This is a genomic window from Streptomyces sp. NBC_01306, assembly GCF_026340465.1.
Lineage (GTDB): Bacteria > Actinomycetota > Actinomycetes > Streptomycetales > Streptomycetaceae > Streptomyces.
The window spans coordinates 3,963,000-3,988,544 of the sequence record NZ_JAPEPC010000001.1 but is presented as its reverse complement, the minus strand read 5'-3'; the positions used below and the strand labels follow the sequence as shown (position 1 = coordinate 3,988,544).

Annotated in this window: 24 protein-coding genes; 10 read left to right on the top strand and 14 right to left on the bottom strand. The window is 70.0% G+C overall.

Going from position 1 to position 25,545, the window contains the following annotated elements:
* Nucleotides 1-27 precede the first annotated feature (27 nt).
* The 3 genes from OG385_RS17535 (at nt 28) to OG385_RS17525 (ending at nt 4,202) form a co-directional block, all read left to right on the top strand.
* On the top strand, nt 28-717 hold the full coding sequence (locus OG385_RS17535) for a rhomboid-like protein (RefSeq protein WP_266855575.1): 690 nt from the start codon (nt 28-30) through the stop codon (nt 715-717).
* Between the two features lie 46 nt (nt 718-763).
* Nucleotides 764-2,188, top strand: a complete 1,425-nt coding sequence (locus OG385_RS17530) for an FAD-binding oxidoreductase (RefSeq protein ID WP_266855574.1) — start codon at nt 764-766, stop codon at nt 2,186-2,188.
* 226 nt (nt 2,189-2,414) lie between these two features.
* Nucleotides 2,415-4,202: a hypothetical protein gene (locus OG385_RS17525; protein ID WP_266855573.1), complete on the top strand. Its 1,788-nt coding sequence runs from the start codon at nt 2,415-2,417 to the stop codon at nt 4,200-4,202.
* Nucleotides 4,203-4,250: 48 nt separating this feature from the next.
* On the opposite strand, the gene OG385_RS17520 is transcribed toward OG385_RS17525, so the two are convergent.
* Nucleotides 4,251-4,688: a MarR family winged helix-turn-helix transcriptional regulator gene (locus OG385_RS17520; protein ID WP_266860947.1), complete on the bottom strand. Its 438-nt coding sequence runs from the start codon at nt 4,686-4,688 to the stop codon at nt 4,251-4,253.
* A 602-nt stretch (nt 4,689-5,290) separates the two neighbouring features.
* Between OG385_RS17520 and OG385_RS17515 the strand changes: the two genes are divergently transcribed.
* Entirely contained in the window at nt 5,291-7,186 is a 1,896-nt protein-coding gene (locus OG385_RS17515; protein ID WP_266855572.1) for a chloride channel protein, read from the top strand.
* A gap of 65 nt (nt 7,187-7,251) precedes the next feature.
* Here the strand turns inward: OG385_RS17515 and OG385_RS17510 are convergent, their stop codons facing one another.
* The gene (locus OG385_RS17510; RefSeq protein ID WP_266855571.1) at nt 7,252-8,241 is read right to left on the bottom strand and encodes an Lrp/AsnC family transcriptional regulator; all 990 of its coding nucleotides are present in this window, start codon (nt 8,239-8,241) and stop codon (nt 7,252-7,254) included.
* Nucleotides 8,242-8,327: 86 nt separating this feature from the next.
* Between OG385_RS17510 and OG385_RS17505 the strand changes: the two genes are divergently transcribed.
* The 5 genes from OG385_RS17505 (at nt 8,328) to OG385_RS17485 (ending at nt 14,174) form a co-directional block, all read left to right on the top strand.
* Nucleotides 8,328-9,767: a UbiD family decarboxylase gene (locus OG385_RS17505; RefSeq protein WP_266855570.1), complete on the top strand. Its 1,440-nt coding sequence runs from the start codon at nt 8,328-8,330 to the stop codon at nt 9,765-9,767.
* Complete coding sequence (locus OG385_RS17500) at nt 9,764-10,333, top strand: hypothetical protein (RefSeq protein ID WP_266855569.1); 570 nt, start codon at nt 9,764-9,766, stop codon at nt 10,331-10,333. The genes OG385_RS17505 and OG385_RS17500 overlap by 4 nt, the downstream gene beginning before the upstream one ends.
* On the top strand, nt 10,333-10,938 hold the full coding sequence (locus OG385_RS17495; RefSeq protein ID WP_266855568.1) for a non-oxidative hydroxyarylic acid decarboxylases subunit B: 606 nt from the start codon (nt 10,333-10,335) through the stop codon (nt 10,936-10,938). Before OG385_RS17500 ends, OG385_RS17495 begins: the two co-directional genes overlap by 1 nt.
* Before the next feature lie 181 nt (nt 10,939-11,119).
* A complete protein-coding gene (locus OG385_RS17490) occupies nt 11,120-13,036 on the top strand; it encodes an alpha-L-fucosidase (protein ID WP_266855567.1) in 1,917 nt (638 codons plus the stop codon).
* A 238-nt stretch (nt 13,037-13,274) separates the two neighbouring features.
* The gene (locus OG385_RS17485) at nt 13,275-14,174 is read left to right on the top strand and encodes a LysR family transcriptional regulator (RefSeq protein WP_266855566.1); all 900 of its coding nucleotides are present in this window, start codon (nt 13,275-13,277) and stop codon (nt 14,172-14,174) included.
* A 36-nt stretch (nt 14,175-14,210) separates the two neighbouring features.
* On the opposite strand, the gene OG385_RS17480 is transcribed toward OG385_RS17485, so the two are convergent.
* From OG385_RS17480 to OG385_RS17450, 7 genes are all read right to left on the bottom strand, one after another.
* Complete coding sequence (locus OG385_RS17480) at nt 14,211-15,551, bottom strand: MFS transporter (RefSeq protein WP_266860945.1); 1,341 nt, start codon at nt 15,549-15,551, stop codon at nt 14,211-14,213.
* Between the two features lie 62 nt (nt 15,552-15,613).
* Nucleotides 15,614-16,126, bottom strand: coding sequence for a nuclear transport factor 2 family protein (locus OG385_RS17475; protein ID WP_266855565.1), 513 nt, complete (start codon nt 16,124-16,126; stop codon nt 15,614-15,616).
* Nucleotides 16,127-16,158: 32 nt separating this feature from the next.
* Complete coding sequence (locus OG385_RS17470; RefSeq protein ID WP_266855564.1) at nt 16,159-17,064, bottom strand: alpha/beta hydrolase; 906 nt, start codon at nt 17,062-17,064, stop codon at nt 16,159-16,161.
* 140 nt (nt 17,065-17,204) lie between these two features.
* The gene (locus tag OG385_RS17465; RefSeq protein ID WP_266855563.1) at nt 17,205-17,522 is read right to left on the bottom strand and encodes a transcriptional regulator; all 318 of its coding nucleotides are present in this window, start codon (nt 17,520-17,522) and stop codon (nt 17,205-17,207) included.
* Nucleotides 17,509-18,027: a hypothetical protein gene (locus tag OG385_RS17460; RefSeq protein ID WP_266855562.1), complete on the bottom strand. Its 519-nt coding sequence runs from the start codon at nt 18,025-18,027 to the stop codon at nt 17,509-17,511. Before OG385_RS17460 ends, OG385_RS17465 begins: the two co-directional genes overlap by 14 nt.
* A 159-nt stretch (nt 18,028-18,186) precedes the next feature.
* Nucleotides 18,187-18,609: a Rid family hydrolase gene (locus tag OG385_RS17455; protein WP_266855561.1), complete on the bottom strand. Its 423-nt coding sequence runs from the start codon at nt 18,607-18,609 to the stop codon at nt 18,187-18,189.
* Between the two features lie 64 nt (nt 18,610-18,673).
* On the bottom strand, nt 18,674-19,348 hold the full coding sequence (locus tag OG385_RS17450) for an HD domain-containing protein (RefSeq protein ID WP_266855560.1): 675 nt from the start codon (nt 19,346-19,348) through the stop codon (nt 18,674-18,676).
* A gap of 71 nt (nt 19,349-19,419) precedes the next feature.
* Here OG385_RS17450 and OG385_RS17445 point away from each other — a divergent pair, with 71 nt between their 5' ends.
* Nucleotides 19,420-20,382, top strand: coding sequence for a GlxA family transcriptional regulator (locus tag OG385_RS17445; protein WP_266855559.1), 963 nt, complete (start codon nt 19,420-19,422; stop codon nt 20,380-20,382).
* A gap of 181 nt (nt 20,383-20,563) precedes the next feature.
* Here the strand turns inward: OG385_RS17445 and OG385_RS17440 are convergent, their stop codons facing one another.
* The 5 genes from OG385_RS17440 to OG385_RS17420 form a co-directional block, all read right to left on the bottom strand.
* Nucleotides 20,564-20,953, bottom strand: coding sequence for a thiol-disulfide oxidoreductase DCC family protein (locus OG385_RS17440; protein WP_266855558.1), 390 nt, complete (start codon nt 20,951-20,953; stop codon nt 20,564-20,566).
* Between the two features lie 48 nt (nt 20,954-21,001).
* Entirely contained in the window at nt 21,002-22,138 is a 1,137-nt protein-coding gene (locus OG385_RS17435) for an HTTM domain-containing protein (protein WP_266855557.1), read from the bottom strand.
* Nucleotides 22,119-22,676 (bottom strand): DUF5819 family protein, encoded by a 558-nt coding sequence (locus OG385_RS17430; RefSeq protein WP_266860943.1) that lies wholly within the window; start codon nt 22,674-22,676, stop codon nt 22,119-22,121. The genes OG385_RS17435 and OG385_RS17430 overlap by 20 nt, the downstream gene beginning before the upstream one ends.
* Before the next feature lie 297 nt (nt 22,677-22,973).
* Nucleotides 22,974-24,281 carry an ice-binding family protein gene (locus OG385_RS17425; RefSeq protein ID WP_266855556.1) on the bottom strand — a complete coding sequence of 436 codons (1,308 nt, stop codon included), beginning with the start codon at nt 24,279-24,281 and terminating at the stop codon, nt 22,974-22,976.
* A gap of 835 nt (nt 24,282-25,116) precedes the next feature.
* A complete protein-coding gene (locus OG385_RS17420) occupies nt 25,117-25,545 on the bottom strand; it encodes a transposase (protein WP_266855555.1) in 429 nt (142 codons plus the stop codon).

Here is a 25,545-nt window from a genome sequence, read left to right as displayed (position 1 = left end):
CGGGAGCCAACCAGCAGAATCGGGCGCATGAACCGCGCCCGCCATGCCGTCGCCTCGTACATCCGCAGCGCTCCGGGCACCTACGTCTGGCTGGCCATCCTCTTCTGCACCACCATCGCGCTGCACCAGATGTCGCCCGGGTTCGAGCGGCACTACCTCGGCAGACGCTCCACCAATATCCACGAACTGTCCACGCACCCCGTCCGGGTGCTGATCCAGAGCGCGATGTACATCGACGGCGGCGGCTGGATCTCGTACGCCTTTCTCTACACGATCTTCCACGCACAGGCCGAGCGCTGGCTCGGCACGCTCCGCTGGCTGTCCGTCGCCGTCCTCGCGCACGTCCTCGCCTCCTTCATCAGCGAGGGCGCCCTGCTCTGGGCGATCCACCACCACCGGGCCCCCGAATCGGCCGTCAACACCCTGGACGTGGGCGTGAGTTACGCGCTCGCCGGGGTCGTCGCCGTACTGACCTACCGGATCGCCCCTCCCTGGCGGTACGTGTATCTGGCCGGTGTCCTCGCGGTCTTCGGTCTGCCGCTGTTCACCGACCGCACCTTCACCGACCTGGGCCACTTCGCCTCGGTCCTCATCGGCCTCGCCTGCTATCCGCTGACCCGGGGCCTCGGCGGACCGCCGTGGAACCCGATGGGTCTGCTGGCCCCCCTGCGGCGCTACGCTCCCGGCAACCGCCGGAGGAACACCGAACGGCCCTGATCAAGCGGTCCGATCCGGCGGACCGGTCCAGAAGGCAGAGGTCCCCATGAGCTCCACCGGCAGTGGCACAGGCAACGGCACCGTCAACGGCGGCATATCGTTCTGGTACGCGGACCGGGGCACCCCCCTGGCCCGCGAGCCCCTGCCGGGCGACGCGAGCACCGACGTGGTGATCGTCGGCGGCGGGTACACCGGGCTGTGGACGGCGTACTACCTCAAGAAGGCCGTCCCGTTCCTCAACATCACCGTGCTGGAAGCCAGGTTCTGCGGCTACGGCGCGTCCGGCCGCAACGGCGGCTGGCTCTACAACGGCATCGCGGGCCGCGACCGGTACGCGAAGCTGCACGGGCACGACGCGGCAGTCCGCCTCCAGCAGGCCATGAACGACACCGTCGCGGAAGTCGTCAAGACGGCCGCCGAGGAGTCGATCGAAGCCGACATCCAGCAGGGCGGTGTCCTCGAAGTCGCCCACACCCCGGCCCAGTTGCAGCGACTCAAGGACTTCCACTCGGTGGAGATCGCCTTCGGCGAGACGGACCGCACCCTGCACGGCGCCCGCGAGACCGCCGAGCGGATCCGGGTCACCGGGGCCGTCGGCTCCACCTGGACCCCGCACGGCGCGCGGCTCCACCCGGCGAAGCTGGTCCAGGGCCTGGCCGAGACGGTGGAAGCGCTCGGCGTCACCCTCCACGAGTCGACACCAGTCACCGAGATCAGGCCCAAGCACGCGGTCACGCCGTACGGAACGGTCCGCGCGCCCTACATCCTGCGCTGCACCGAGGGGTACACGGCCGGCCTCAAGGGCGCCCGCCGCAGCTGGCTCCCGATGAACTCCTCGATGATCGCCACCGAACCGCTGCCGGATGCCGTCTGGGACACCATCGGCTGGGAGGGCGGCGAGACGCTCGGCGACATGGCACACGCGTACATGTACGCGCAGCGCACCGCCGACGGCCGGATCGCGCTCGGCGGACGCGGCGTCCCGTACCGCTACGGCTCGCGCGCCGCCCGCGCCGACCGCGCCGGGCGCACCGAGCCCGCCACCATCGACGCGCTGCGCGAGATCCTGGTCCGCTTCTTCCCGGCCACGGCGGGCGTACGGATCGACCACGCCTGGTCCGGGGTGCTCGGCGTCCCGCGCGACTGGTGCGCCACCGTCACCCTGGACCGTTCGACGGGCCTCGGCTGGGCGGGCGGTTACGTCGGCTCAGGCGTGGCCACCGCCAATCTGGCCGCCCGTACGCTGCGCGACCTGATCCAGCAGGACTCCGGCCAGTCGGGCCCGACCGACCTCACCACGCTCCCCTGGGTGAACCACAAGGTCCGCAACTGGGAGCCGGAGCCGCTGCGTTGGCTGGGCGTGCACGGGATGTACCGGGCGTACCGGGCGGCGGACGCCCGCGAACTCACCGCCCGCAGCACGGCCACCGACCGGATCGCGACGATCGCGGACCGGATCGCGGGCCGCTGATTCCACCAGCACTCCCCCAAGTCCGGTCGCACTGACGGTAATCGGGAGTTCACAGTCGGCCCGTCCGTGGTAGATACACAGCGAGCGCAAAGTTTTCGCGGTGGGGCTCCGGCACTTGGCGTTCTGACGTTCGGTGCTCGGTATTTGGCATTTGGCATTTGGCGTTTCGACAGTGACGGTCTCCGGGCGCATCGGCCCGGAGACCGGCGACCGGGGGGTATGCGGCATGTCCGGAGATCAGCAGGACGAGGCGGCCAGAGGCGGCGGGTCCGGCGGGGGAGGCGGCGGATCCGAGTCCTCGGGCGAATTCGGACCGCCCGAGGTGCTGGGGGCGTCCGGCGGCTTCGGCGCGGCGGACCCGGCCTCCGGGGCCGGTGCGCCGGGCGGCCTCGGAGGGTTCGGCGCACCTTCCGCGCCCGGCGGCCCCGGAGGGTTCGGCGGATACGGCGCGCCGCCCCCGCCCCCGATGCCCACCGTCCCGCCCACGCCGCCCACCCCGCCCGCACCGGCCGATCCGCTGCGGGCCGCGGCCGTGGCGCTGCTCAACCTCAGCGGCCTGGGCTTCGGCTATCTGCTGCTCAGGCGCTGGCTCGCCCTGGCGGTGTGCTGGGTGGCGACGGGCGTGCTGCTGGCGATCGCCCTGCCCGCGGACCCGGACGGTGTGCCCGCCGGCGCGGTCGTCGCGTATCTCGCCGTCCTGGTGCTGGCCGCAGCCCACGGCGCTTACCGGGGTCTGCGGCACAGCGTCATCTGGCCGCCGCGGTCGCCGGTCGCGATCGTGCTCGGCCTGGTGCTGCTGGCCGCGCCCGTCGGCGGTGTCGTGCTGTACGACGGGGCGCGCGACGAGGCCACCCAGCAGATGCTCCTCGACCGGCTCGCCGATGCGGACCAGCTGGTCACGCAGGCGAAGGGCCAGCAGTTCACCCTCGCGCGTGCGTCCTACAGCAAGGCCCTGACCACGTACCACGACCTCGACGCGCACCACCCGGGCTCCCGGGCAGCCCGCCGCGTCCCGACCTCCCTCAACACGTACTACGAGACGGTCGCCACGCCGTTCGGCGAGAAGAAGTACTGCGACGCCGTCGAACCGCTCACCTATCTGCGGACGGTGCCCGGGACGTACGGCAGGAAGCAGCTGGGCGCGCTGGCCGGGTGGCCCGACGACAAGCTCGCGACCTCGCTGTACGAGTGCGGGGTGACCGGCCTCGGCACCGGGAAGGACGTCGTGTCACCGAGCGGGAACCTGGGTGAACTGCTCACGACGTTCCCCTCGTCGAAGCAGGCCGCGAAGGTGGAACCGGCCGTCAGCTCCGAGATCGACAAGGCCGCGGGCGATCTGAAGGGCTCCCAGCCGTGCGCGGCGAACGAGCGCCTGAAGATCCTCCAGGGACAGGCCGTGGGACTGCCGGGCAAGGAGGCGGGCGTCGACAGCGCCCTGACCGACGCACTGCGCGAGGACGCGGCGACCGCAGGGAAGAAGGTCCAGTCGGGTACGTACGCCTGCGGTGTCGACGAGTACAAGAAGGGCGACTTCTCCGGGGCGCAGAAGACGCTCTCCGACTTCGTGAGCGCCTACCGGAGCGACAAGAACCACGCCCGCGCCCAGAAGATCGCCATAGCCGCGGAGATCGCGCAGAGCGAGGCCGCGGCGGGCAGACACCTGCCGTCGATGGCGTCCGGCGGCAGCATCCCGGTCACGATCAGCAACGACAGCCCGGACGAGGTCGAGATCCTCTACACCGGCCCGGTCACCGGAAGCTTCAAGCTCAAGGCGTGCAAGGGCTGTTCGGCGTACTCCAGTGACGTGACGGCGCAGACCAGCGCCTGCAAGGGCGGCAAGAGCTACCCGAAGCGGACGATCTCGCTGCCGCCCGGCACGTCGTACTTCCTGCACAAGTCCCTGAACACCTCGAACACCACCTCGGGCAGCAACACGGCCAGGATCCGGCCGGGTTACACGTACACGGAGTGCGCGTACGTGGTGCAGGGAATCGGTTCGGGCTACACGTCCTGACCCGTACCAGCACCCGTATCCGCACCGGCCGTCGCGGGCGGCACCGGCTCAGAACCCGGTGCCGTCCGTGAGCACGTCCCGGGCGGGCGCCGGGTTCTCGGCGGCGACCGTGAGCGCCCTGAGCCCCACGACAAGCCCGGCCCGTACGTCCACCGGGAGCCGGCCCACCAGCGCGGCCACTTCCCGGTGCCGGTGCTCAAGGACCGTCCCGACCAGCCCCGCGCCCTCGTCGGTGGTACGCAGGACGACCTCCCGCCGGTTGTCGGGATTGACCTTGCGGTCGACCAGACCGCCCGCTTCCAGCCGGTCCACCATCCGCATCGCCGTCGACGCGTTGACGTCCAGGACGGCCGCCAGAGCCGCCAGCTTCACGGGCCCGCTGGAGTCCAGCACCACCAGCGTCCGCAGCTGCGGAAGGGTCAGCGTGCTGCCGACCTCGGCGAGCGCGCGCGCCGAGAGCCCGACCAGCAGCCGTGCGGCGGCCATCACCGCAGCGGTGACCTCATCGGTCTCGTCAGGGGGGCCGTCCGTGGGGCCGGTCACGTCCCCGGCGGGGCTGCCCGCAGCCGTCTGCTCGCCCGTCATGCGGTCCGTCCACCGTTTCCGACCGCCGGGCTCTCCACCCGGGCGGTCCTGTCCGCCGGGGGCCGCCCGGCTGCTCATCAGGCCGTTCAGCAGGCTGCCACCAGCTTGTTCAACAGTTTGTTCATGAAGCCGCAGCAATCATTGCAGTCTGCAATGGTAGTCTGGGTCCCGCTCCACAGTTACCGATCAATAGTTACCGCTCAGCAGTTGTCGCTCCCCAGTCACACATCACAGCCCCGCTCGCTCATCCGTACCGCTCCAGTATCCGGGCATCCGCACCTGGCGCCTCCCACGCCACGGACCGCCCCGCCCCGTTACTGCCACTGCCGCCCTCCGCACAGGGCATCGGCAGCTCCCAGGGCAATGACGCCCTACACCGCCATCGCGTAAGCCACTCGTACGCAGGGGCGCCGGCACCGCTTCACCCGCGGAACGCCGACGGCCCTTCTTCCGTGTGCCCGTGACGGCACTGCCCCTGCCTGCGCCACCAACGGAGGAATCCCATGACCGCGTCCGCGTCCCCGCCCACCCCCGCCGCGAAACCGGAACCGGCCCGGCTCATACCCCCGCAGAAGGTCAAGAGCCTGGGGGACTTCCATGTCCCGCCCCGGGTCGCGCTGATCGCCGTACTCGCCGTACCGGTCGGCGTGGCCGCCGCCCTGGTCGCGGTGGGGCTGCTCAAGCTGATCAACCTGTTCACCAACCTCTGCTTCCACGGGCAGTTCGCCTTCGGCACCACCACACCGGGCTCCACCTCGCACTGGTGGCTGATCCTCTTCATGCCCATCGTGGGCGGGCTGGTCATCGGCGTGATGGCCCGGTACGGATCGGAGAAGATCCGTGGCCACGGGATGCCGGAGGCCATCGAGTCGATCCTGGTCGGCGGCAGCAAGGTGCAGCCCCGGCTGGCCGTGCTCAAGCCCGTCTCGTCGGCCATCGGCATCGGCACCGGCGGGCCGTTCGGCGCCGAGGGGCCGATCATCATGACCGGCGGTGCGGTCGGTTCGATCCTCGCCCAGTTCCTGCACGTCACCACCGACGAGCGCAAGACGCTGCTGGTCGCCGGTTCCGCCGCCGGTATGGCGGCCACCTTCAACTCGCCGCTGGCCGCCATCCTGCTCGCCGTCGAGCTGCTGCTCTTCGAGTGGCGCCCGCGCTCCTACATCCCCGTCGCGGTCGCCGCGGTCACCGCGACCCTGGTCCGCGAACCGATCCTGGGCAGCGCCCCGCTCTTCGGCGGTTCCCACGTCCCGGCCACGCTGCCCCTCTCCGCGTACGGCCTGTGCCTGGTCTCCGGACTCGGCGCCGGGCTGCTCGCACTCGGCGCGACCGCCCTCGTGTACTTCTCCGAGGACATGTTCGCCAAGCTGCCGCTGCACTGGATGTGGTGGCCCGCCATCGGCGGCCTGATCATCGGCGCCGGCGGGCTGATCGAGCCCCGCGCGCTGGGCGTCGGATACGACGTCATCGACCAGCTCCTCACCGGCCGGGCCACCGTGGGCCTGATCATCGGCATCCTGGTGGTGAAGACCCTGATCTGGGGGCTGTCGCTCGGCTCGGGCACCTCGGGCGGTGTCCTCGCCCCGATGTTCATGATCGGCGGTGCGCTGGGCGCGGCCGAGGGGCTGATCTTCCCGACCGTGAGCCCCGGCTTCTGGGCCCTGGTCTCGCTGGCCGGAGTCCTCGGCGGAGTCATGCGCTCCCCGCTGACCGGCATCGTCTTCTGCCTGGAACTGACCCATGAGATGAACGCGATGCTCCCCATGGTGATCACCGCGTCCTCCGCCTATCTGCTCTCGGTGATCGTCCTCAAGCGGTCCGTCCTCACCGAGAAGCTCGCCCGCCGGGGGCTGCATCTCACCCGGGAGTACTCGGTGGACCCGCTGGAGGTCCATCTCGTACGGCAGCTCGAATCCCCCATCACCGCCACGTTCCGCACCGATCAGACCGTGGCCGACATCAAGCGGGAGTTGTCCGCCCCGCACGGCAGCCATGACGTCGACGGATTCCTCGCCCAGCGGCTCTACCCCGTGATGAACCCGGCGGGGCATCTGGCGGGCGTCGTCACCCGCTCCGACTTCCTGTTCAGCTCCCACGACGACCGGACCCCGCTCGGCGAACTCGCCAGGACCGCCGTGACCGCGTACCCCGACGAGACCCTGCGGACCATCGCCAACCGCATGGCCACGCACCACGTCACCCGGGTCGTGATAGTCGACCGGGACGACCCGGACCGGCTCGAAGGGCTGCTGAGCCTGCGCCAGTTGCTCGAAGCCCGCCGGGTGGACCTGCACGAGGAGCACCACACGGAGCGCTTCCTCAGCCTCGTACCGCGCCGCTTCCAGCGGGCTGTGGAACCGGAACCGGAGCTGCAACCGGAACTCCAGCAGGGCGGATAGCCCGGAAACCGGCGGGAAGACCGGTGGGAGTCCGAGAGGGGAGCCGCCGCCCGGAGGCCCCCCTCTCATTGGAGAGCCCGGCCGATCTCCCCAACCCGCTTGACCGTCCGGATCACCGGGGCCGTCTGGATGTCGTGGATACCGGGCAGCGACCCGACGCGGTGCGCGATGCCCTCGTACAGCCCGTCGTGGTCGGCGCTCAGCATCGTCGCGACCAGGTTGCACTGCCCGGTAGTGGCCGCCGCGAACGGCACGTCCGGCAGCCGGGCCAACGCCCTTCCCACCGCGTCGAGTTCGGACGGCGCGACCGAGATCCAGAGGACGGCGTTGTCGGCATAGCCGACGGCCGCCTCGTCGAAGTCCACATCGAAGTAGAGCACTCCGTCCGCCCGCAGCTGCCCGATCCGGCGGCGGACGGTCGACTCGTGCCGGTCCAGTTCGGCGGCCAGCAGCGCGTGCGAGGCCCGGCCGTCCCGGGCCAGCGCGCCGAGCAGTGCGAGGTCGCCGGAGTCGAGCTCCACCGGTTCCGCGCCCTGTCGCGCCGCCGCCCGGCCGCCCTGTCGCACCGCAGGCCCGTCGGCGTCGGCCCGCTCCGGGCCGGGTACGGCGGCCATCGGCACCTGCCAGGTGACCGGACCGCCCCGGAACCGGCGCAGCACCTGGTGCGCACTGATCGCCGTGACCCGACGCGTGGCGGGGAGCCGGTCGAGCAGCAGCGCGTCGCGCTCACTCGTACTGCGGGCCTGGACGTGACAGATGACCTCGGTGCCGCCCGACGCCAGCCGCACCCAGTGCGTATCGTCCCGTTGGGCCAGCGCCTGAGCGACGCCGCGCGACGCACTCGGCACACACTGCAACCGGATCAGCCACTCCGCCTGCCCCAGCCGCCTGCCGTTCACCCGGCCCCGCACCCGCAGGCCCGCGCTCCCGCACAGCCGCTGGTAGCGGCGGGCGACCACCTGGTCCGAGACCCCGAGCTGCGAGGCGATCCGTCGGAATGGTGCCCGACCGTCGTTCTTCAGTGCATTGATGAGCTGCCGGTCGAGGGTTTCCACGCTTCAGAAGCGTACTCGCGCGGAGAACCGTCAGATCGGAAAGGGCTGCTTGAGCGCCGGTCCCTGCCGCGGAGATCCTCCTCGGCATGACAGCGATACGCGATCTGCGGCAGTACATCGATCACCTGACGGACACCCTCGGCGAGGACGAGGTCCGCGTCGTCGACGGCGCGCACTGGGACCTGGAAATCGGCTGCATCACCGAACTGCTCGCCGAGGCGGAGGGCCCTGCGTTGCTGTTCGACAACATCCCCGGATACCCGGCCGGACGCCGGGTCCTCACCAACTTCATGGGCACGGCCGCCAGGACCGCCGTGGCGCTGGGGCTGCCCCCGGACAGCGCGAAGCTCGACATCGTCCGTGCCTGGCAGAACATCAGCAAGCGGATCGAGCCGGTCCCGCCCGTCGAGGTGGCCACCGGGCCCGTACTGGAGAACGTGCTGGAGGGTGACGATGTCGACCTGACGGTCTTCCCCACACCTCGCTGGCACGACGAGGACGGCGGCCGCTACATCGGCACCGCCTGCATGGTCCTGGCCCGGGACCCCGACACCGGCTGGGTCAACGCGGGTACGTACCGCTGCTGCGTCCAGGACAAGGACCGGCTCTCGGTATGGATGCTGGGCAACCGCCACGCACGGGAGATCGCCACGAAGTACTGGGACCGCGGCCTCGCCTGCCCGATCGCCGTGGTCGTCGGACAGGACCCGATCCTGTCCACCGCGGCGGCGATGGCCGCCCCGGCCGGCGTCTCCGAGTACGACCTGGCCGGGGGCCTGCGCGGCGAGGGAGTCGAGGTCCTCTACCCGCCGGACAGCGACATCCCCGTACCCGCCCACGCCGAGATCGTGATCGAGGGCGAGATGCCGCCGCTCTCGGAGGAGTCCGTGCTGGAGGGCCCGTTCGGTGAGTGGACCGGCTACTACACCCACTCCGGCCAGGAGACCGTGGTCCGGGTGAAGCGCATCCTGCACCGCGACGACCCGATCATCCTGGGCGCCCCGCCGATGATCCCGACCGTCCCCGCGGGCGACCAGGCGGTGCCGCTCTACTCCGCGTCCGTGACCTGGGACCACCTGGAGAACTCGGGGGTGCAGAACATCCAGGGCGTGTGGGCGTACGCACGGCAGCTGATGATCGTGGTGTCCATCAAGCAGACCGGTGCCGGGGACGCGATGCACGCACTGCTCGCCGCCGCCGGACGCAAGCGCACCGGTGGGATGGAGCGCTACTTCGTCGTGGTCGACGAGGACATCGACATCACCGACATCAACCACGTCCTGTGGGCGGTGTTCACCCGCGTCGACCCGGCCAACTCGCTGCATCTGGTGCGGACGCCGACCACCGCGATCGACCCCATGCTGTCGCCGAAACAGCGGGCCGAGGGCGATCTGTCGATGGGCATCGTACTGATCGACGCGTGCAAGCCGTTCGCCTGGAAGGACGAATTCCCCGCCGCGAACCGCTTCTCCGACGCCTACCGGGCCCGGACCCGCGAGCGGTGGGCCACCGCTCTGGGCCTGTGAACGCGGCCCGCGGCCTGCCGGAAGAGGTCGCAGCGCTGCTCCGGGGCTCCCCCGATGCAGACATCCGTGCCGCTGTCGCTCATGCCGGTGCCGAACAGGCCTTCCCCTTCCTCACCGTTGACGGCCACGGCTATCCGCACAGCGCGCTGCTGTCCCGTACGGAACTGGAACCGGCGCCCGCAACCGGGCTGCTGCTGGCCGTCGTGAGCGGCACGCGCACCCGGGCCGACCTGGAGCGCGACGGGCGGGCTGGGCTGATAGCCGTGCACGGCACGGTGTGCAGCCACCTCACACTCCGCCTGGTGGGGTCCCGGCTCATCAGCGGCGAGCCGGGCGACGCGTACGACGGCGGGGCGGGCAGCGAGTCGGACGGCGGGACGAACGGCGGGACGGGCAGCGTGCTGGGATGCGCCTTCGCGGTGGAGTCCCACACCGCGGCCTCGCTCGATATCCCGCTGTCCCCGCTCGGCTTCCGCGCCGACGCCCGCATCGCCCGCATCGAGCAGTGGGAGCGCACCGCCACCGCGCTCGCCACGCTCCGGAGCGCGTACGGAGGAGAGGTCTGATGCGACTCGTCGTAGCGATGTCGGGTGCGACCGGCGCGCCGTTCGGGGTGCGGCTGCTCGAAATGCTCCGCGAACTGCCCGATGTCGAGACTCACTTGATCATGAGCACCTGGGCCCGGACGACCATCGAGCTGGAGACCCCCTGCACGGCGCGCGAGGTCGCCGCCCTCGCCGACTTCCACCACCGGCCGGGCGAGCAAGGGAGCGTCCTGTCATCGGGCTCGTTCCGCACCGCGGGGATGGTGATCATCCCGTGCAGCATGAAAACGCTGGCCGGTATCCGCAGCGGATACGCCGACAACCTCATCAGCCGGGCGGCCGACGTCGTACTGAAGGAGCGCAACCGGCTGGTCCTGGTACCGCGCGAGACACCGCTGAACGAGATCCACCTGGAGAACATGCTGGCGCTGGCCCGGATGGGCGCGAGCATCGTGCCGCCGATGCCGGCCTTCTACAACCGGCCCGCCTCCATCGACGACCTCGTGAACCACGTGGTGAGCCGGGTACTCGACCAGTTCGGCCTGAGCGCACCGGCAGCACGCCGCTGGGAGGGCCTGGCGCGCTCCCGTCACATCCGGTCGCAACAGACGGAACGGCCGGGGTAGGGACCCGCCCCCGTCTCCAGCCCCGCCCCTCACGTCTGCCTCTTCACGTACGGACCCTTGTCAACGCCCCCGGACGCGCAGCAGACTGCTGCCCGACGGCTAGACATTGGATGTCTAGACCATTCGTAGACCTTCGTAGACCATTCGTTCCACTCTGCGTCCACGGACCGAAGGAGCACTCATGGGAACGCCTGTCGGGCGACGATCCGTACTGGCCATAGGGGTAGGCGTCGCAGCGTTGCCACTCCTGCCCGCCGCACCCGCAGTCGCCTCCCCCGGAAAGGGCAGCGCCGCCACCGCGCCGCCCGGAAAAGATCGGATTACTCCCGCATCGCTGATCGCCATCGACCCGTCCGACACCCCGGACACCATCGTGCGCAAGGCGGCCCATGTCATCCCCCGGCCCTCCCAAGTCGCCTGGCAGCAGCGGGAGGTGACCGCGTTCACCCACTTCGGCATGAACACCTTCACCAACCGCGAGTGGGGCTCCGGCGCCGAGGACGAGGCGACGTTCGACCCGTCCGGGATGGACGCCGACCAGTGGATGCGCGCGTACAAGGCGGCCGGCGCCCGCCAGGTGATGTTCACGGCCAAGCACCACGACGGCTTCGTCCTCTTCCCGACCCGCTACTCCAACCACTCGGTGATCGCGAGCCCCTGGTGGATCCGCACCGACGGCTGCTCCGACGCCGAGCGGAACGCCACCGCCAAGGCCCGCGCACAGGCCGAGGCCCACCGCTCCGACGACCCGGCGGCCTACTGGCGGGCCCGTAACGCCGGCTGCCGCAACCCCCAGGGCGACATCCTCGGCACCTACCTCAAGGCCGCCCGCCGGGCCGGCCTCAAGGTGGGCGTCTACCTCTCGCCCGCCGACGGCTCCGAACAGCCGCACGCCTGGCACGCCCAGTACGTCGAGGAGATCCGCGCGAAACAGGCATCGGGGCAGTCGCTCAGCATCGAGGAGCAGGCCACGGTCGACGACGGCGACCGCGCCCCCGGCGGCCAGGGCCGCTACGGCAGCGGAAGCCCGGTCGTGCGGCGTACGATCCCGACCCTGGTCCCCGACGACGACCGGGCCGACGCGCTCGCCGCGCACCGGATCCCGTCCTTCACCGTGCGGGCCGACGACTACAACGCGTACTACCTCAACCAGCTCTACGAACTGTTCACGCAGTACGGCCCCATCGACGAGCTGTGGCTCGACGGCGCCAACCCCTGGACCGACGCCGGGATCACCGAGAAGTACGACTTCACCGCCTGGTTCCGGCTGATCCACGCGCTCTCCCCCGACACCGTCACCTTCGCGGGCCCGCAGGGCACCCGCTGGATCGGCAACGAGAACGGGGTGGGCCGCACCACCGAGTGGAGCGTCACCCCCGCCACCGCCGACCCCGCCACCGCACACGGCGAAGGACTGCTCCCGGACGGCGCCAGTGCCGCCGACATCGGCTCGCGCGACAAGATCACCGCATCCGGGGTCGAGTACCTCCAGTGGTTCCCCGCCGAGGCGGACGTCTCGCTGCGCCCCGGCTGGTTCTTCCATCCCGACCAGAAGCCCAAGACACCCCAGCAACTGGTCACGATCTACGAGGAGTCGGTGGGCCGCAACGCCGTACTCCTGCTGAACGTCCCGCCCGGCCGGGACGGCCGCATCGCCGCGCCGGACGTCGGCTCCCTCACCTCGTTCGGGGACTCCGTGACCGCGACGTACGGCCGCAACCTGCTGACGGCGGGGCGCGGCCACCGCGACCCCGTCCTGCGCACCCTGACCGACGGCCGTCTCACCACCGCCTGGTCACCGTCCCACGGGGCCACCACGGGCGAGGTCACCGTACGGCTGTCCGGGACCCGCGCCTTCGACCGCATCCGGCTCGGCGAGGACATCACCAGGGGCCAGCAGGTGGAGGGGTTCGCGGTCGACATCTGGACCGGCACCGCCTGGCAGCAGACCGCGACCGGCACCACCATCGGCTACGCGCGCATCCTGACGCTGCCCGAGCCGGTGAGCACCGACCGCATCCGGATCAGAATCCTCCAGGCCCGCACCACCCCGCGCCTCGCGTCGGCATCGCTCCACCTCAACGTGCCACCGGAGTAAGGCGGCCGACGACACGCTCGACGGCTGGCCGCGATACCGCGTGCCAGCCGTTTTCGAGCAGGCCGAAGGCGCGGGTGACGGCCTGGCGTTCATCCCCCGAGCGCCCGCGCACCGGACCCGCACCCGGCCTGGACCGCCCCCGCGCCGCGGCCTAATGTTCGACGGGGCCACGGCCTGCAACGACGGCGGAGGGGCTGCTGCGGTACGTACATCGCGGCGCCAGTGGGGTGGGGGCCTGGTGGAGCGGTACGAGATCGAGACGTTTCTGGCGTTGGCGGAAGAGCTCCACTTCGCGCGCACCGCTGAACGGTTACGCGTCTCTCCCGGCCGGGTCAGCCAAACGGTCAAGGCGCTGGAACGCCGTATCGGCGGCGCCCTGTTCGAACGTAACAGCCGTCGCGTGGCCCTCACCCCGGTCGGACGACAGCTGCGCGACGAGCTGCTCCCCGCGTACCGGCAGATTCAGCGAGCCATCGGCAGGGCGTCGGCGGCCTGTGCGGATATCAGTGGTGTGCTGCGCGTCGGGTTCACCGCACCATGGAGCGGCGACCTCATCGTGCGGGCGGCGGAGAGGTTCCAGTCCCGCCATCCCCGCTGCGCCGTCGAGCTGCTGGAGGTGACGTTCAACGCCGCCATCGAGGCGCTGCGGGACGAAGAGGTCGACCTGGTGATCGCCGAACCTCCTGTGGTGGAGCCCGGCATCATCGTCGGCCCCGTGCTGATCTCCGAGCGCCGTGCCCTCGTAGTGCCCGCCACCCACTTCCTGGCCGCACAGGAAACGGTGTCGCGGGAAGACCTCGCCCTCCTGCCGCTGGTCACGGCCGCCGGCGTCTCCGAAGCCTGGCGCGACGCCTTCTATCCCCGGCGCACCCCCCAGGGCCACCCCATCTCGTACGGCCCGGCCGCCGCGGGGTGGCAGGAGGTGCTTTCGCTGGTCGGGGCGGGCAAGGGCGCCACGGTGGCCACCGTCAGAGCGGGGGACTACCACGGCCGCCCCGACGTCACCTATATCCCGTTCGACGACAAGTCGGTGGTCGACTACGCGCTGATGTGGCGGGACGCGGGTCAGTCCGCCGGAATCCGGGCCTTCATCGACACCGTCCTCGAACTCACCCCGCGTCCGGCCGGCCAGGCCTGAACCAGCGGGCCCGACCGGCCCGGCCTGAACCGGCAGTTACGCCCCCGCGGCCCGCCGCCCGCCGCCGCGCGGCAGCATCAGCGTCGCGCCCGTCGTCAGTACGAGCCCGGCCGCCGCGAGCAGCATGCTCCACCGCATGCCGGCCAGGAACGTGCCCGCCCCCGCGAGCAGCGCCCCGAAGACCGCCACCGCGATCGCCCCGCCCACCTGACGGCCGGTGTTGAGTACGGCGCCCGCGGTGCCCGCCCGCTCCGCGGGTACCGCGTCGAGCAGCAGCGCGGTCAGCGCCGGAACGGTGAGCGCCCCGCCGAGGCCGACCGGCACCATCAGCGCCGCCACCACCCACACATTCGTATGCGCGCCGACCGTGGTCAGCGCCACCAGCCCGGCCGCCCCGACCAGCTGTCCCGACACCATCGGCATCCGCGGCCCGAACCGTGCGGCCAGCTTCGCCGAGGCCAGGTTCACCACGGCGACCAGTGCCGTCATCGGAATGAACATCACGCCCGCGTGCAGCGCGGACTGCCCGCGCTCCTGCTGGAGGTACAGACTGAAGATGAACACCCCGCCGTAGTAGGCGGCGTTGAGCATGAAGCCGACCACCAGGGACACCGCCACCACCCGCGAGCGGAACAGCGGCAGCGGAAGCATCGGATGCGCGCCCCTGGCCTGCGCGGCGAGGAAGGCGGCCGCAGCGGCCACAGCCACCAGCAGTGACACCACCACGAACGGCCGGCCGAAGCCCTTGTCGCCGCCCTCGATCACGCCGTACGTCAACGCGCCCATCGCGACCACCGCTGTCACCTGCCCGACCGCGTCCAAGCGCGCGGGCAGCCGCGGGGAGGCCGGCACCCGGGCGAGCAGAGCGAGGGCCAGCAGGCCCGCCGGCAGGTTCACGAAGAAGATCCACCGCCACCCCACGGAAGCGGTGAGCGCCCCGCCGACCACCGGCCCGGCCGCCACCGCGACCGCGCCGCCCACGGTCCAGACGGCGATCGCCCGCGCCCGCTTCGCCTGGTCCGGGAAGCCCTGGCGGACCAGCGCGAGCGACGCCGGCATCATCACCGCCGCCGCACCCCCCTGCACCAGCCGGGCGACCACCAACACGCCGATCCCGGGCGCCAGTCCGCATGCGGCAGAGGCCAGCGCGAAGAGCACAAGACCGCCGCCGTACGCCCGCCGGGCCCCGATACGGTCGGAGAGCGCGCCCGCGGAGAGCATCAGCGCGGCGAATATCAGCGTGTAGCCGTCGACCACCCACTGCAGACCGGACATTCCCACGCCGAGGCTGCGCCCGATGCCGGGCAGCGCGACGGTGACGATCAACGCGTCCAGCGAGATGAGGAAGAAGCCCAGCAAGGCGGCGCCGAGCACCACCCGAGGTCCACCCCGGGCGGCGGACGGCGATGCCGCGGCGAGTGAGGCGGGAGCGGAGGTGGTCATCGTCGGGCAGCCGCCTGTGCGGGAAGGTCCTGGTTGCCGTCGCCCCAGGCCGCGGTCATCACCACGGTGTGGATCAGCCAGCGGCCACCGCTCCGGGCCAGCTCCCACCGGTAGTCGCCGCCGAGCGTCCACAGCGGAGCCCCATGGGCGGTGGCCAGCCGGTGCGTGGCCTGGAAGGAGGCCGTGCAGACAGCGCGGTCCCCGTCGATCTCGACGAGCTGGTTGGCGATCAGATGCTGGGTGGCGTCGTAGCCGCCGAGCGTCGCCGACCAGGCGTCGGCGATCTCCTGCGGGGTGAGCTGGGCCGGCGCACCGCCGCTCAGGCTCGTGTAGTCGAGCAGCACCTTCTCGGCGAACAGCCCGCGCAGCAGCTCCCATTCACGGCGATCCGCGTGCACGGCCATCCGCGTGCAGATCTCGGCGACCGCGTACTTGGACTCAACGGACCCGACGCACTCAACGGACCCGACTGACTCGACTGACTCAACGGACTCGACGGACTCGGACATGACGGGTGATCTCCTGTCGCCAGTACGGGTGTTCACAGCGTGCGGGCGAAGTGCTCCGCCACCGCATCCGCGGCGAGGCCGACCTGCGGCGCCCGGTCGTAGAAGTCGAACTGGACTCCCCCGGTCCACAGGAACTTCCGGTCTCCCGTGAGGCCGTCGTAGAAGAGGCGGGCCCCGTCCGGGATGGCGGCGTCCTCGCTGTGCACGAGCAGCACGGGCGCGGAAACCTTCGGAGCGAGCGCGACGGCGTCGAAGTCCAGCCACTCGGACCAGGCCATGACGGCATACCGGTTGGGCCACTGCGCGATCCCGCCGCGCTCCGGGTTGAGGTAGAAGTCGATGTCGAAGGGCATGGCCGCGTCCGGGTCACTTCCACTGACCACCGGCACATAGACGACCTCCCCGCTCTCCTCGTACCGCCGCCGCGCCGCGGCCGCCGCCGTCCTCTTCGCCTCGATGCCCTCGGCCCCGCCGTAGTTCTGCTCGCAGATACGCCGGTCGTGCAGCCACGGCGCCACCAGCGCCAGCGACCCCACCCGTGCGTCATCGGCGGCGAAGGCGCTCGCGTACATCGCCCCGGCGCACACCCCCAACGCGCCCAGTTGCCCGTCGGCCACCGCCGGTTGGGCGCTGAGGAAGTCCGCAGCCGCCCGGAGATCGCGGAGTTTCAGCTCCGCCGACTCGTAGTCACGGGGCTCGCCTTCGGACTCGCCGTAACCGGTGAAGTCGAAGGCCAGCGCCGCATAGCCGCGCCGCGCCAATTCCTCGGCGTACCGGTCGGCCATCTGCTCCTTGACGCTGGTCCACGTCCCGGCCACCACGACGCCCGCCACCGGACGGACCGCGCCGGCGCCGTCGGGGTCGGGGTCGGGCAGAAAGAGATGACCGGCGAGCTCGGCCGTATCGCTGATGAAGCGCACCTGTTCACACAGGGGCATAGCGGGGCTCCTCGGGAAAGGGGGATACGCGGATGCACGGACGCCCGGCATGCAGACGTCGACCAACCGCCAACGCCTCCACGCTGACATCCGGCGCCCCCTCGAACAACGCCCGATGTGTAAGCCCAGGTTGAGCAGAGCTAAACCACACCGCCGGACGGTGGTGGCGCATGCCCGTCGACGATTCGCTGCAGCGCCGCGACCTGACGCTCCAGGGCTTCGCGGCCCGCAGCACTGAGGTTCAGCCAAGTACGGGGGCGCTTGCCCACGTAGCCCTTCCGCACCTCCACGTAACCGTGCGAGGACAACGTCCCCACCTGCTTGGACAGTGCGGACGCCGACAGCCCCGCCGCCTCGCGCACCCAGCCGAACTCCGCCCACTCCGTACCGGCGAGCAACGACACGATCGACAGGCGGGTGGGCTCCAGCAGCACCGGGTCGAAGTCAGGACGAGCCATCGAGCGCCCCGGCCCGTCCACGTTCCCCGCCCGCGGCAAGAGAGGCCAGACCGCGCTGGAGACGGCTCCCGAAGAGGATCAGGACCGCGCCCAGCACGGCGCCGATGACCGTCCGGGCGTACGGGACGGACAGGTCCTGGTGCGGCACGAAGGCTGCGACCGCCCCGAGGACCACCACCGCCAGGATGGCCACCCTGCTCCACAGCGCGAACCGGGGCGAGACCGCGTCGTGCCGCACCCTGGTCGGCCGCCCCAGCACGGCGGAGCCGCGCCTGCTCCGCAGCAGCACCGCATAGGCGACGGCGATGGCGGCGAAGGCGATGTTCACCACGGACTCGACGCGCTGCCCGAAGAAGTCGGGCGCCGCGAGCAGAGCGAAGACGGCGAGGCCGAAGAGGACAGCCACCCAGCGCGAGTCCCGCGCCGAACCGAGGGCCTCCTCCCGTCGCCGTTGGACGTCCTGCAGGGCACGGGATGCCTCGGCCGGTGTGGGGTGTCGGGTCATGACGTCCTCCTTGGTGTTTTTCAACCGGAACTACTTTCCTAAGAGGAAAGTAGTTTCCTGGAAGGGAGTCGTCAAGTGGAGGACGGACGGGCCGTCAAGTGGCTCGCGGCCAGAAAGGGTTCGGCTCCCTGGGCCGGGGACGGCCCAGGGAGCTGTGATCTACCGGGACGCGCCGGGATAGACGGCGGTCGCACGGATCTCGACGAGAAGTCCCGGGCTGGCGAGGCCGCTGACACCGATCAGCGACCAGGTCGGGAAGGGCGCCTTGATGAGGCGCTGCTTGGCCTCACTGAAGCCGGGCAGGTGCTGGTGGATGTCGACGTGGTAGCTGGTCACATCGACGAGGGCGGTCAGGTCGAGGTTCTCCAGCCGGAGGATCTCCTCGATGCGCCGGATGGCGATCTCGGTCTGCTCCTCAATGGCGTCCGGGATGGTTCCGTCGGCGCGGCGGCCGATGGTTCCGGCGATGAACAGCAGGCCATCCGCGCGGACCGCGGCGGAATAGCCGAAGCGGGCGAAGGCGCCGGTGGTCTCTCCGAAGACTTCGGAGTCCTCGGGGACCTCGACGGTGTAGGTGGTCATGGCGATGAGTTCCCTTTTTCGTTGACTGGGCTTCGTTTCCGGCTCGGTCGTGGAGCCGGCGGGCTCAGTTGCCCCACCGGGAGGAACGGCAGGCATGTTCCAGCCGGGTCCGGCCGAAGAAGTCGCGTTCACGCAGGAGTTCGCCGGGAATGGAGTACCTGGGTGCGTTCTTCGGGTCCTTCGCTGCCTGCGCGACGATCGCGTCGGTCAGTGAGCGGACCATTTCCAGCCGTGGATAGGCGGTGTGGACGGCGTCGGCCTGCTCGTCGGTGACAGCGTCGACATGCCGGGCCCCCAGCGGGCCGCCGAAGTCGAGCGCGACGCCCTCCCGGACGAGTACGCAGAGCGTGCCGCGGCGTTCCGCGATGCCAGGAGAGGTGTGCAGGGCGATGGCCTGCCAGACCTGGTCGGCGTCGGCGGTGGACGTCCCCTGCTGCATGAGGAATTCGGCAGCCCGGTCGGCGCCTTCGACCTCGAAACGCTCACGGTGCGGGCCATCGGACGCAACGCCGAGGTCGTGCATCGCGCAGGCGGCGAACAGCAGGTCGTCGTCGTAGTCCCGGCCGGCGGCCAGGCCGAGGCGGGCGGCCACCAGTCTGGCGAACAGATAGGTGCGGGCGCTGTGGTTGAACACGGAGGGCGTGTGCACCGGCCGGATGAGTTTCACGACGGCGTCGGCAAGAGGTGTGCCGGGCAGTGTGATCAGGCCGGTGGCCGCCTCGTGGGGAGGTTCGGTCATGACTTCATCGTGGCCGCGCCCCCACCGACCCCGCGAGTGGCAAAAATCCCTGACTTCGATAGGATTTTGCCATGGCAGTGCATCGAGTCGCGGTCCTGGCGCTGGACGGGGTCACCCCGCTCGACCTGGCGATCCCGACGCAGATCTTCAACGCCCGGCCGGAAACGCCCTACGAGATGACCCTGTGCGCGCTCGGCGCGAAGGTGACCACCAGCGCAGGGTTCGCGCTGGTCGCCGGTGGGGACCTGGAGCAGGTGCGCGCCGCCGACACCGTGATCGTGCCGGGATTCGAGCCGGTCATCCGGCCTCCGGACGCCGTGCTCGCCGCGCTGGCCGAGGCCCGCGACCGTGGTCGGCGCGTGGTGTCGATCTGTACGGGAGCCTTCGCGCCGGCCGCGGCGGGCCTCCTGGACGGTCTGCACGCCACGACCCACTGGAAGCACATCGAGGAACTCGAACGGGACTTCCCCGCCGTCACGGTCGACCGCGACGTGCTGTATGTCGACGAGGGTGACGTCCTCACCTCGGCCGGGGTGTGCTGCGGCATCGACCTCTGCCTGCACATCGTGCGCCGTGACCTGGGAGCGGGGATCGCCAACGAGATCGCCCGCGCCCTTGTCGCCGCCCCGCACCGGGACGGCGGACAGGCTCAGTACGTACCCGCTCCGGTCGCGGTGGCCGGTGAAGCCTCCCTCTCCGCCACCCGGGGATGGGCCCTGCAACGACTCGAAGAGCCACTCACACTGCCGGCGCTCGCCCGCCACGCCGGCCTGTCGCAGCGCACCCTCATCCGCCGGTTCGCCGAAGAGACCGGCACGACCCCGCTGCGGTGGCTGCTCAACGCCCGGCTCGGCCGGGCACGGGAACTGCTGGAAACCACGGACCACCCGGTGGACCGGGTGGCGAGCGACTGCGGGCTGGGCACAGCCGCCAACCTGCGTCTGCACTTCCGCCGCGCACTCGACACCACGCCCACTGCCTACCGGCGCACCTTCTGGTACTCCAACCACCGCACACAGCAGCCACTTCCGTGACCGTGGACCCGGACCACGCCTTCGCCGGACTCACGCACGGTCGGCACAGAGACCTCGGCCGCACGCGGGCAACGCGTGCACCCCAAGCGTCACGTGTTCGGCCGCTCCGGTTTCCCTGCTCCGCAAGCGAGTCCCGCCATCCTGACCATCGCCTACTGGTAGTCGGGCAAGGCGAATCCGACTACGTATACGTCCTATGCCGGGCCGGCAGCGCACACGCCGACGTTCCGCCCGGCATCCGCTGACGATTATTCGCCACGAGCCGGTAGACCCCCCAGGCCGCCCATCGCACAGGGGGCAGGGTCAGCAACGCTCCCAACAACGGCCATCCACTGTGTGCATGCAGAAGCAGCTTGGCAACTGCCTGGCATCCGCCGTGCACCGCCCCTGCCGGTGTCACCCACAAGACTTCGTATTCAGCACGCTGCTGCGTGATACCAAGCGCCCCCAGATCTGCAAACTGCCACGGTGTGGTCGCGCAACGGGGGCGGAGACGCCGCTCGGCGAACTTCACCGAGTTGGCACAGAAACCGCAGTCCCCGTCATAGACAAGTACAGCTTGCATCTGCATTTTCTCCTCGTCGCGGATGAGCCGATTGCTGCGACCACGCAGGGGCTTTCAGGGGCGGCCGCGTACGAGGGATCCAGGGCCGGCCTGCTTGGGCACCACACCTTCCCCTGCCTCCGTGCCTGGCGCGGTGCGCGGCGCACTCTGCCGCCGCAAGACCCGTCGGCACAGGTCTGGCACCGCGACGTAGAAGCGATCCGGCAGGAATGCAGCGTCTGCGATGATCATCGCGCCGGAGAACAGCGGCAGCCCCATGAGTACTGCGATACCGATGTGCATGCAAAGCAGCATGGTCAGAACCGGGTACTTCAACTTGCCGAAGAGGACGAAGGGGAAGGCGACTTGGAGAAGCACGGTCAGATAGCCGGCCACCGCGATGGTGACCTGCTGACCGTCTACCCAGTGGGAGAGCCCAGGCCATGGCTGGAAGAGCCCGAGGTTCAGCACATAGTGCAGCGCGGTTCCGGCACCCCAGGTTCCGCCCTGTGCCTTGTACAGACCGGCCGCGCCGTAGAGGAAGCAGACCTGGACCGCGATCACGAGGAGACCACAGTTGTGCACGGCCGTGACCAAGGTCTTCCGTGCCTCGCGTAGTTGTAGTGCGACGTCGGACCGCCATCGGCCGGGCTCCCTCCTGGTGGGCCTGCGCCGGGCCCGTCTGGCGTCCAGGGACCAGCGGCGTCCGCATGCGGTGAAGACGAGGTAGAGCGCCATCAGGAGGACGAGGTTGTCGCCTCCGTCCGTCATGAAGATCGCCCTCGCGTGGAACGATGTGACGACGGCAGCGAAGAGCACGGACACGGCACGGGTCCGCCAGCCCAGCATGAACAAGGCGCAGACAACGAGTGCCGCCGCGTAACAGATCTCGAAGTAGGCGCGGCTGTCCGACAGGGTGAGCACACTGGCCCACCCGGTCTGGGCGAAGAGCTGCCGCGCGAGCGTGGGCGTCCACGGTGAATCGGGACCCCAGATCTCGTCGCGGTGCGGGAACTCGCGCAGCAGGAAGACGAGATAGAGCAGGCCGTATCCGACTCGAAGCACCGACACCGCGTAGAGCGAGAGAGGGCGTCCGGTCAGGAGCGCCCACGCACCGTGTGCGGGATCGGTCAGCCGTCCGAGCAGCCGCCGGCCGGTCGTCCCGTCCTGGGCTGCCGAGGGCCGGATCATGTCATTTCCCGTCGGAGACATCGGAGGCCACCTTCCACCAGGGCAGACGCCGTGTTTCGGCATTCGCGGACGTGGCACGGCGGTCACTGCCCGCGGTACCTGAAGCGGCAATGGGCCGGGTGACCACCCGGAGCTGGATGAACTCGAACGCTTTGCCGTCCCGGTCGGTCATCCGGTCGGCGGCGATGTTGCGCAGGTACTGCCGCATCATCTCGGCCCGGGGCGAGTGCGAGCTGTCGTCTCCACCGTGCAGTTCGACGTAGGACGTCCAGGAACGGCGCAGCAGGTTCTGCGAGGTGTGGCTCGGAAAGACGTTGTGCTTGACGGCAGACTCGTCCATGGCGGTCAGATCGACCCAGGGACTGACCTGGACCGACCCGTCCCGGGCCGTGTGTGCGGTCCGCGCGGAGATCGTCCGGTTGACGGAGTCCGGGTCCGGGGCGAACAGCCGCCAGTTCTGTTCGAAGAGGGGGTAGATCCAGGCGTTCACCTGTCGGCTGTAGCGCTGTGAGACGACGTTCGAGGGCGCCACGTGCAGAAACACCATGACGACATGCATCAGGGCCGTGACGAGACAGAGGACCACAGCGGTGTTCAACGTTCCCCGCACCACCCGTTGGGCTCTGGGCGGCCTGTGGATTTCGCCTTGCTCTTCCTCTTCTCCGTGCGTGTGGTCTATGACCAGCCCCGGGCCGGTGGTCTGCCCTCGCATGTGCCCTTGCTCTGATTCGATTCCGCCCAGCACTGCTCGCCCTGTTCTTCTTGTCGTGCGTCTCGTGGAAGCGCGTGGCGGGGCCAGGAGGAGATGCCCCACCACGCGCCGTTAAGTTGGCAGCGCGCGAGCCGCCGCTGCCAACTAGCCTTCGTAGGCGCCGTGCTGCTCGGGCTTGTCGCCGTAGCCGCCGTGCTGCTCGGGCTTGTTGCCGTAGCCGCCGTTGTCGTCGCCGTAGCCGCCGTGGTCGTGGCCGGGCTTGCCGCCGTGGTCGTCGCCGTAGCCGCCGTGGTCGTGGCCGGGCTTGCCGCCATGGTCATGGCCGGGCTTGCCGCCGTGGTCGTGGCCGGGCTTGCCGCCGTGTCCGCCGCCCGTGGTGTTGCCGCCGTTTCCGCCACCCGTGGTGTTGCCGGCGTTTCCGCCACCCGTGGTGTTACCGGCGACGTTCCCTGAGGTGTTGCCTGCGATGTTCCCGGTGGTGCTCCCGGTGGTGCCACCGCCCGTTCCGCCGATGGTGCCGCCGGTCAGGGCTCCGCCCAGCACGCCGCCCAGCACTCCACCCGTGGAAGTGCCGCCCGTCGTACCGCCGGTCAGAACTCCGCCCAGTACGCCGCCCAGCACTCCGGCCGTGGTGCCAGTGGTAGTGCCGCCCGTCGTGGTACCGGTCGTCGTCCCAGTCGTCGTCCCGGTCGTCGTCCCGCCCGTGGTTCCGGTGGAGCAGGCGGGCCGCGTGATGCGGTTGGTGTCCAGGGTGACCGAGCCGTTACGTGCGAGCGCCCGGCCGTCGATGCTGGCGCCGGTGGTGGCTCCGATCGAGGTCAGGGCCAGGATGTTGCCCACGAAGGTCGAGTTGGTGCCGAGCGTGGCCGAACTGCCGATCTCCCAGAACACGTTGCACGGTGACGCGCCGTTGATGAGTGCGACGCGGCTGGCGGACGCCGTCGTCAGCCCCGAGCCGACCTGGAAGACCCAGACCGCGTTGGGGTCGCCCTGAGCGTCGAGGGTGAGCGTCCCGGTGAGGCCCAGGGTCGAGGAGGCGGTGTAGACGCCGGGTACCAGCGTCAGCCCTCCGGCGTCCGGCGGAAGCGCGGCGTCCGTTGCCTGACCCGCTGCGTTGTTGAACGCCGCGACCAGGTCGGACTTGGCCTGGAGCGCGACGGCGTCCGCCGAGTGCTGGGCCCCGTTCACGATTCCCGGCGGGAATCCACTGATGGCCGTTCCAGGGCTGACCCCGATATCCCCAGTGATCACGGAAGGGCCGGTGTTGGTGATCGATTGACCCGCCAGCACGGCGAAGCTGTCCGCCGTACCCAGCGGCACGGGAGTGGCGGTGGCGAACGCCTGGGCCGGCGCCACAGCCACCATCCCGGCGGCAACAACCGCCGTGAATGTTCCCGTGAGCCAGGCCGAAACAGTGCGCCGTCGTGGAGCCTCAGTAGATCTGAGCTTCATCAGAAACCGATTTCTGTTTGAGCGGCGGCGACTTCCGAGCCTTTCAGGGTTTCCCGGAAGCCGTCGTATGTCGCCCGCATATTACACATCGAAGGGGTCGCGGAATTTAAAAGATTGGAGCGAGTCCAGGCTTCTTCAGGCATTTCGCGAGGAGTTATAGAAATCAGATAACACCAAGCTTCAGACCTTCGCGACGATCCTAGACGATGCAGAATCGTCTCTTCTTGACGCAGAATTGTTTCTTCTTAATGGCAGAATTGTTTCTTCGGAAGTGAGTTCCCCGGTAACGGAAACCGAATATGGAAATGATGCATCAAGCGTTCCCCTGTCAGAAATCAGCCGCACGACTGCGCGGCGGCCGACCGGCGCGCCGACGGTGCCAGGCGGGCGGCGGCCCAGCCCGCGAGGGCGAGCCCGGTCGCGGCCAGGGGCGAGCGCAGTCGCCCGGTCCGCCGGCAGTGGCTTCGGGTCGAGCCGGGTATCTGCTCGACGAACGTGCGGCGTCCGCACTCGGCGTTCCGGGAAGTGACACGACGGATCCGTAACTCAAGTACTACGGATTGCCCCGCGCTCGGCACATCAGCGGGAACCGCAGCAGGAGCCATGAACCCGATCGGACCACGTCCCGCACCCCGGACGCGAGGCACCTGCGGCAAAGCACCCGCACATCAACACGCAATCGCGATGTTCACGTCCACCGACATCACCGCGATGTTCGTGATCGACGGGAACAGCAACTCCAGCCGGGCAAGTCCTCTTTCACAGCCCGAGCTGTCAGGGCAGTCACTCCTGACACTGCCCGTTTGCGGCAACTTCCCGAGATGCCTCCGGCAGTTCAGCCGTGACTCGCAGGGCCCGGACCACACAACCTGAGCCAGAACCACGGATCGTGGACAAAGCAACCTGCCACGATCGGCTGAGCCCGTCGACAGCCGCGTGGCCCGCGCACGACATCCCCGCCGCATTCACTGGTGGTGCAGACGATCCGGCGAATCTCGGTGTGGAACCGAAGGAGGTACCGAACCGAAGGAGGTACCGAACCGAAGGAGGTACCGAACCGAAGGACCGGTGTGAACTCCTCCCAAGCGTTCTCCCACGGCCTGATGATCGCCGGGTATTTCTTGCCCCAGAATTCGGCGAACGCGGCGAACCGTTCCAGGGCGGTGTCTTCGGTCGGCGCCGTGTAGATGGGTTTGAGGGCTTTGGCGATCTCGTCCCCATCCTGGCAGGCCGCAAGGCGGAAGGCGTTCCGCAGGAGATGCAC

Bases quoted from the DNA above. Each gene is read 5' to 3' on its own strand.
- OG385_RS17530 (WP_266855574.1), top strand. From the start codon at position 764: ATGAGCTCCACCGGCAGTGGCACAGGCAACGGCACCGTCAACGGCGGC.
- OG385_RS17425 (WP_266855556.1), bottom strand. From the start codon at position 24,281: ATGAAGCTCAGATCTACTGAGGCTCCACGACGGCGCACTGTTTCGGCC.
- OG385_RS17525 (WP_266855573.1), top strand. From the start codon at position 2,415: ATGTCCGGAGATCAGCAGGACGAGGCGGCCAGAGGCGGCGGGTCCGGC.
- OG385_RS17440 (WP_266855558.1), bottom strand. From the start codon at position 20,953: ATGCAGATGCAAGCTGTACTTGTCTATGACGGGGACTGCGGTTTCTGT.
- OG385_RS17470 (WP_266855564.1), bottom strand. From the start codon at position 17,064: ATGCCCCTGTGTGAACAGGTGCGCTTCATCAGCGATACGGCCGAGCTC.
- OG385_RS17450 (WP_266855560.1), bottom strand. From the start codon at position 19,348: ATGACCGAACCTCCCCACGAGGCGGCCACCGGCCTGATCACACTGCCC.
- OG385_RS17520 (WP_266860947.1), bottom strand. From the start codon at position 4,688: ATGGCCGCCGCACGGCTGCTGGTCGGGCTCTCGGCGCGCGCGCTCGCC.
- OG385_RS17430 (WP_266860943.1), bottom strand. From the start codon at position 22,676: ATGCATGTCGTCATGGTGTTTCTGCACGTGGCGCCCTCGAACGTCGTC.
- OG385_RS17455 (WP_266855561.1), bottom strand. From the start codon at position 18,609: ATGACCACCTACACCGTCGAGGTCCCCGAGGACTCCGAAGTCTTCGGA.
- OG385_RS17475 (WP_266855565.1), bottom strand. From the start codon at position 16,126: ATGTCCGAGTCCGTCGAGTCCGTTGAGTCAGTCGAGTCAGTCGGGTCC.
- OG385_RS17465 (WP_266855563.1), bottom strand. From the start codon at position 17,522: ATGGCTCGTCCTGACTTCGACCCGGTGCTGCTGGAGCCCACCCGCCTG.
- OG385_RS17495 (WP_266855568.1), top strand. From the start codon at position 10,333: ATGCGACTCGTCGTAGCGATGTCGGGTGCGACCGGCGCGCCGTTCGGG.
- OG385_RS17445 (WP_266855559.1), top strand. From the start codon at position 19,420: ATGGCAGTGCATCGAGTCGCGGTCCTGGCGCTGGACGGGGTCACCCCG.
- OG385_RS17535 (WP_266855575.1), top strand. From the start codon at position 28: ATGAACCGCGCCCGCCATGCCGTCGCCTCGTACATCCGCAGCGCTCCG.
- OG385_RS17435 (WP_266855557.1), bottom strand. From the start codon at position 22,138: ATGTCTCCGACGGGAAATGACATGATCCGGCCCTCGGCAGCCCAGGAC.
- OG385_RS17460 (WP_266855562.1), bottom strand. From the start codon at position 18,027: ATGACCCGACACCCCACACCGGCCGAGGCATCCCGTGCCCTGCAGGAC.
- OG385_RS17505 (WP_266855570.1), top strand. From the start codon at position 8,328: ATGACAGCGATACGCGATCTGCGGCAGTACATCGATCACCTGACGGAC.
- OG385_RS17490 (WP_266855567.1), top strand. From the start codon at position 11,120: ATGGGAACGCCTGTCGGGCGACGATCCGTACTGGCCATAGGGGTAGGC.
- OG385_RS17515 (WP_266855572.1), top strand. From the start codon at position 5,291: ATGACCGCGTCCGCGTCCCCGCCCACCCCCGCCGCGAAACCGGAACCG.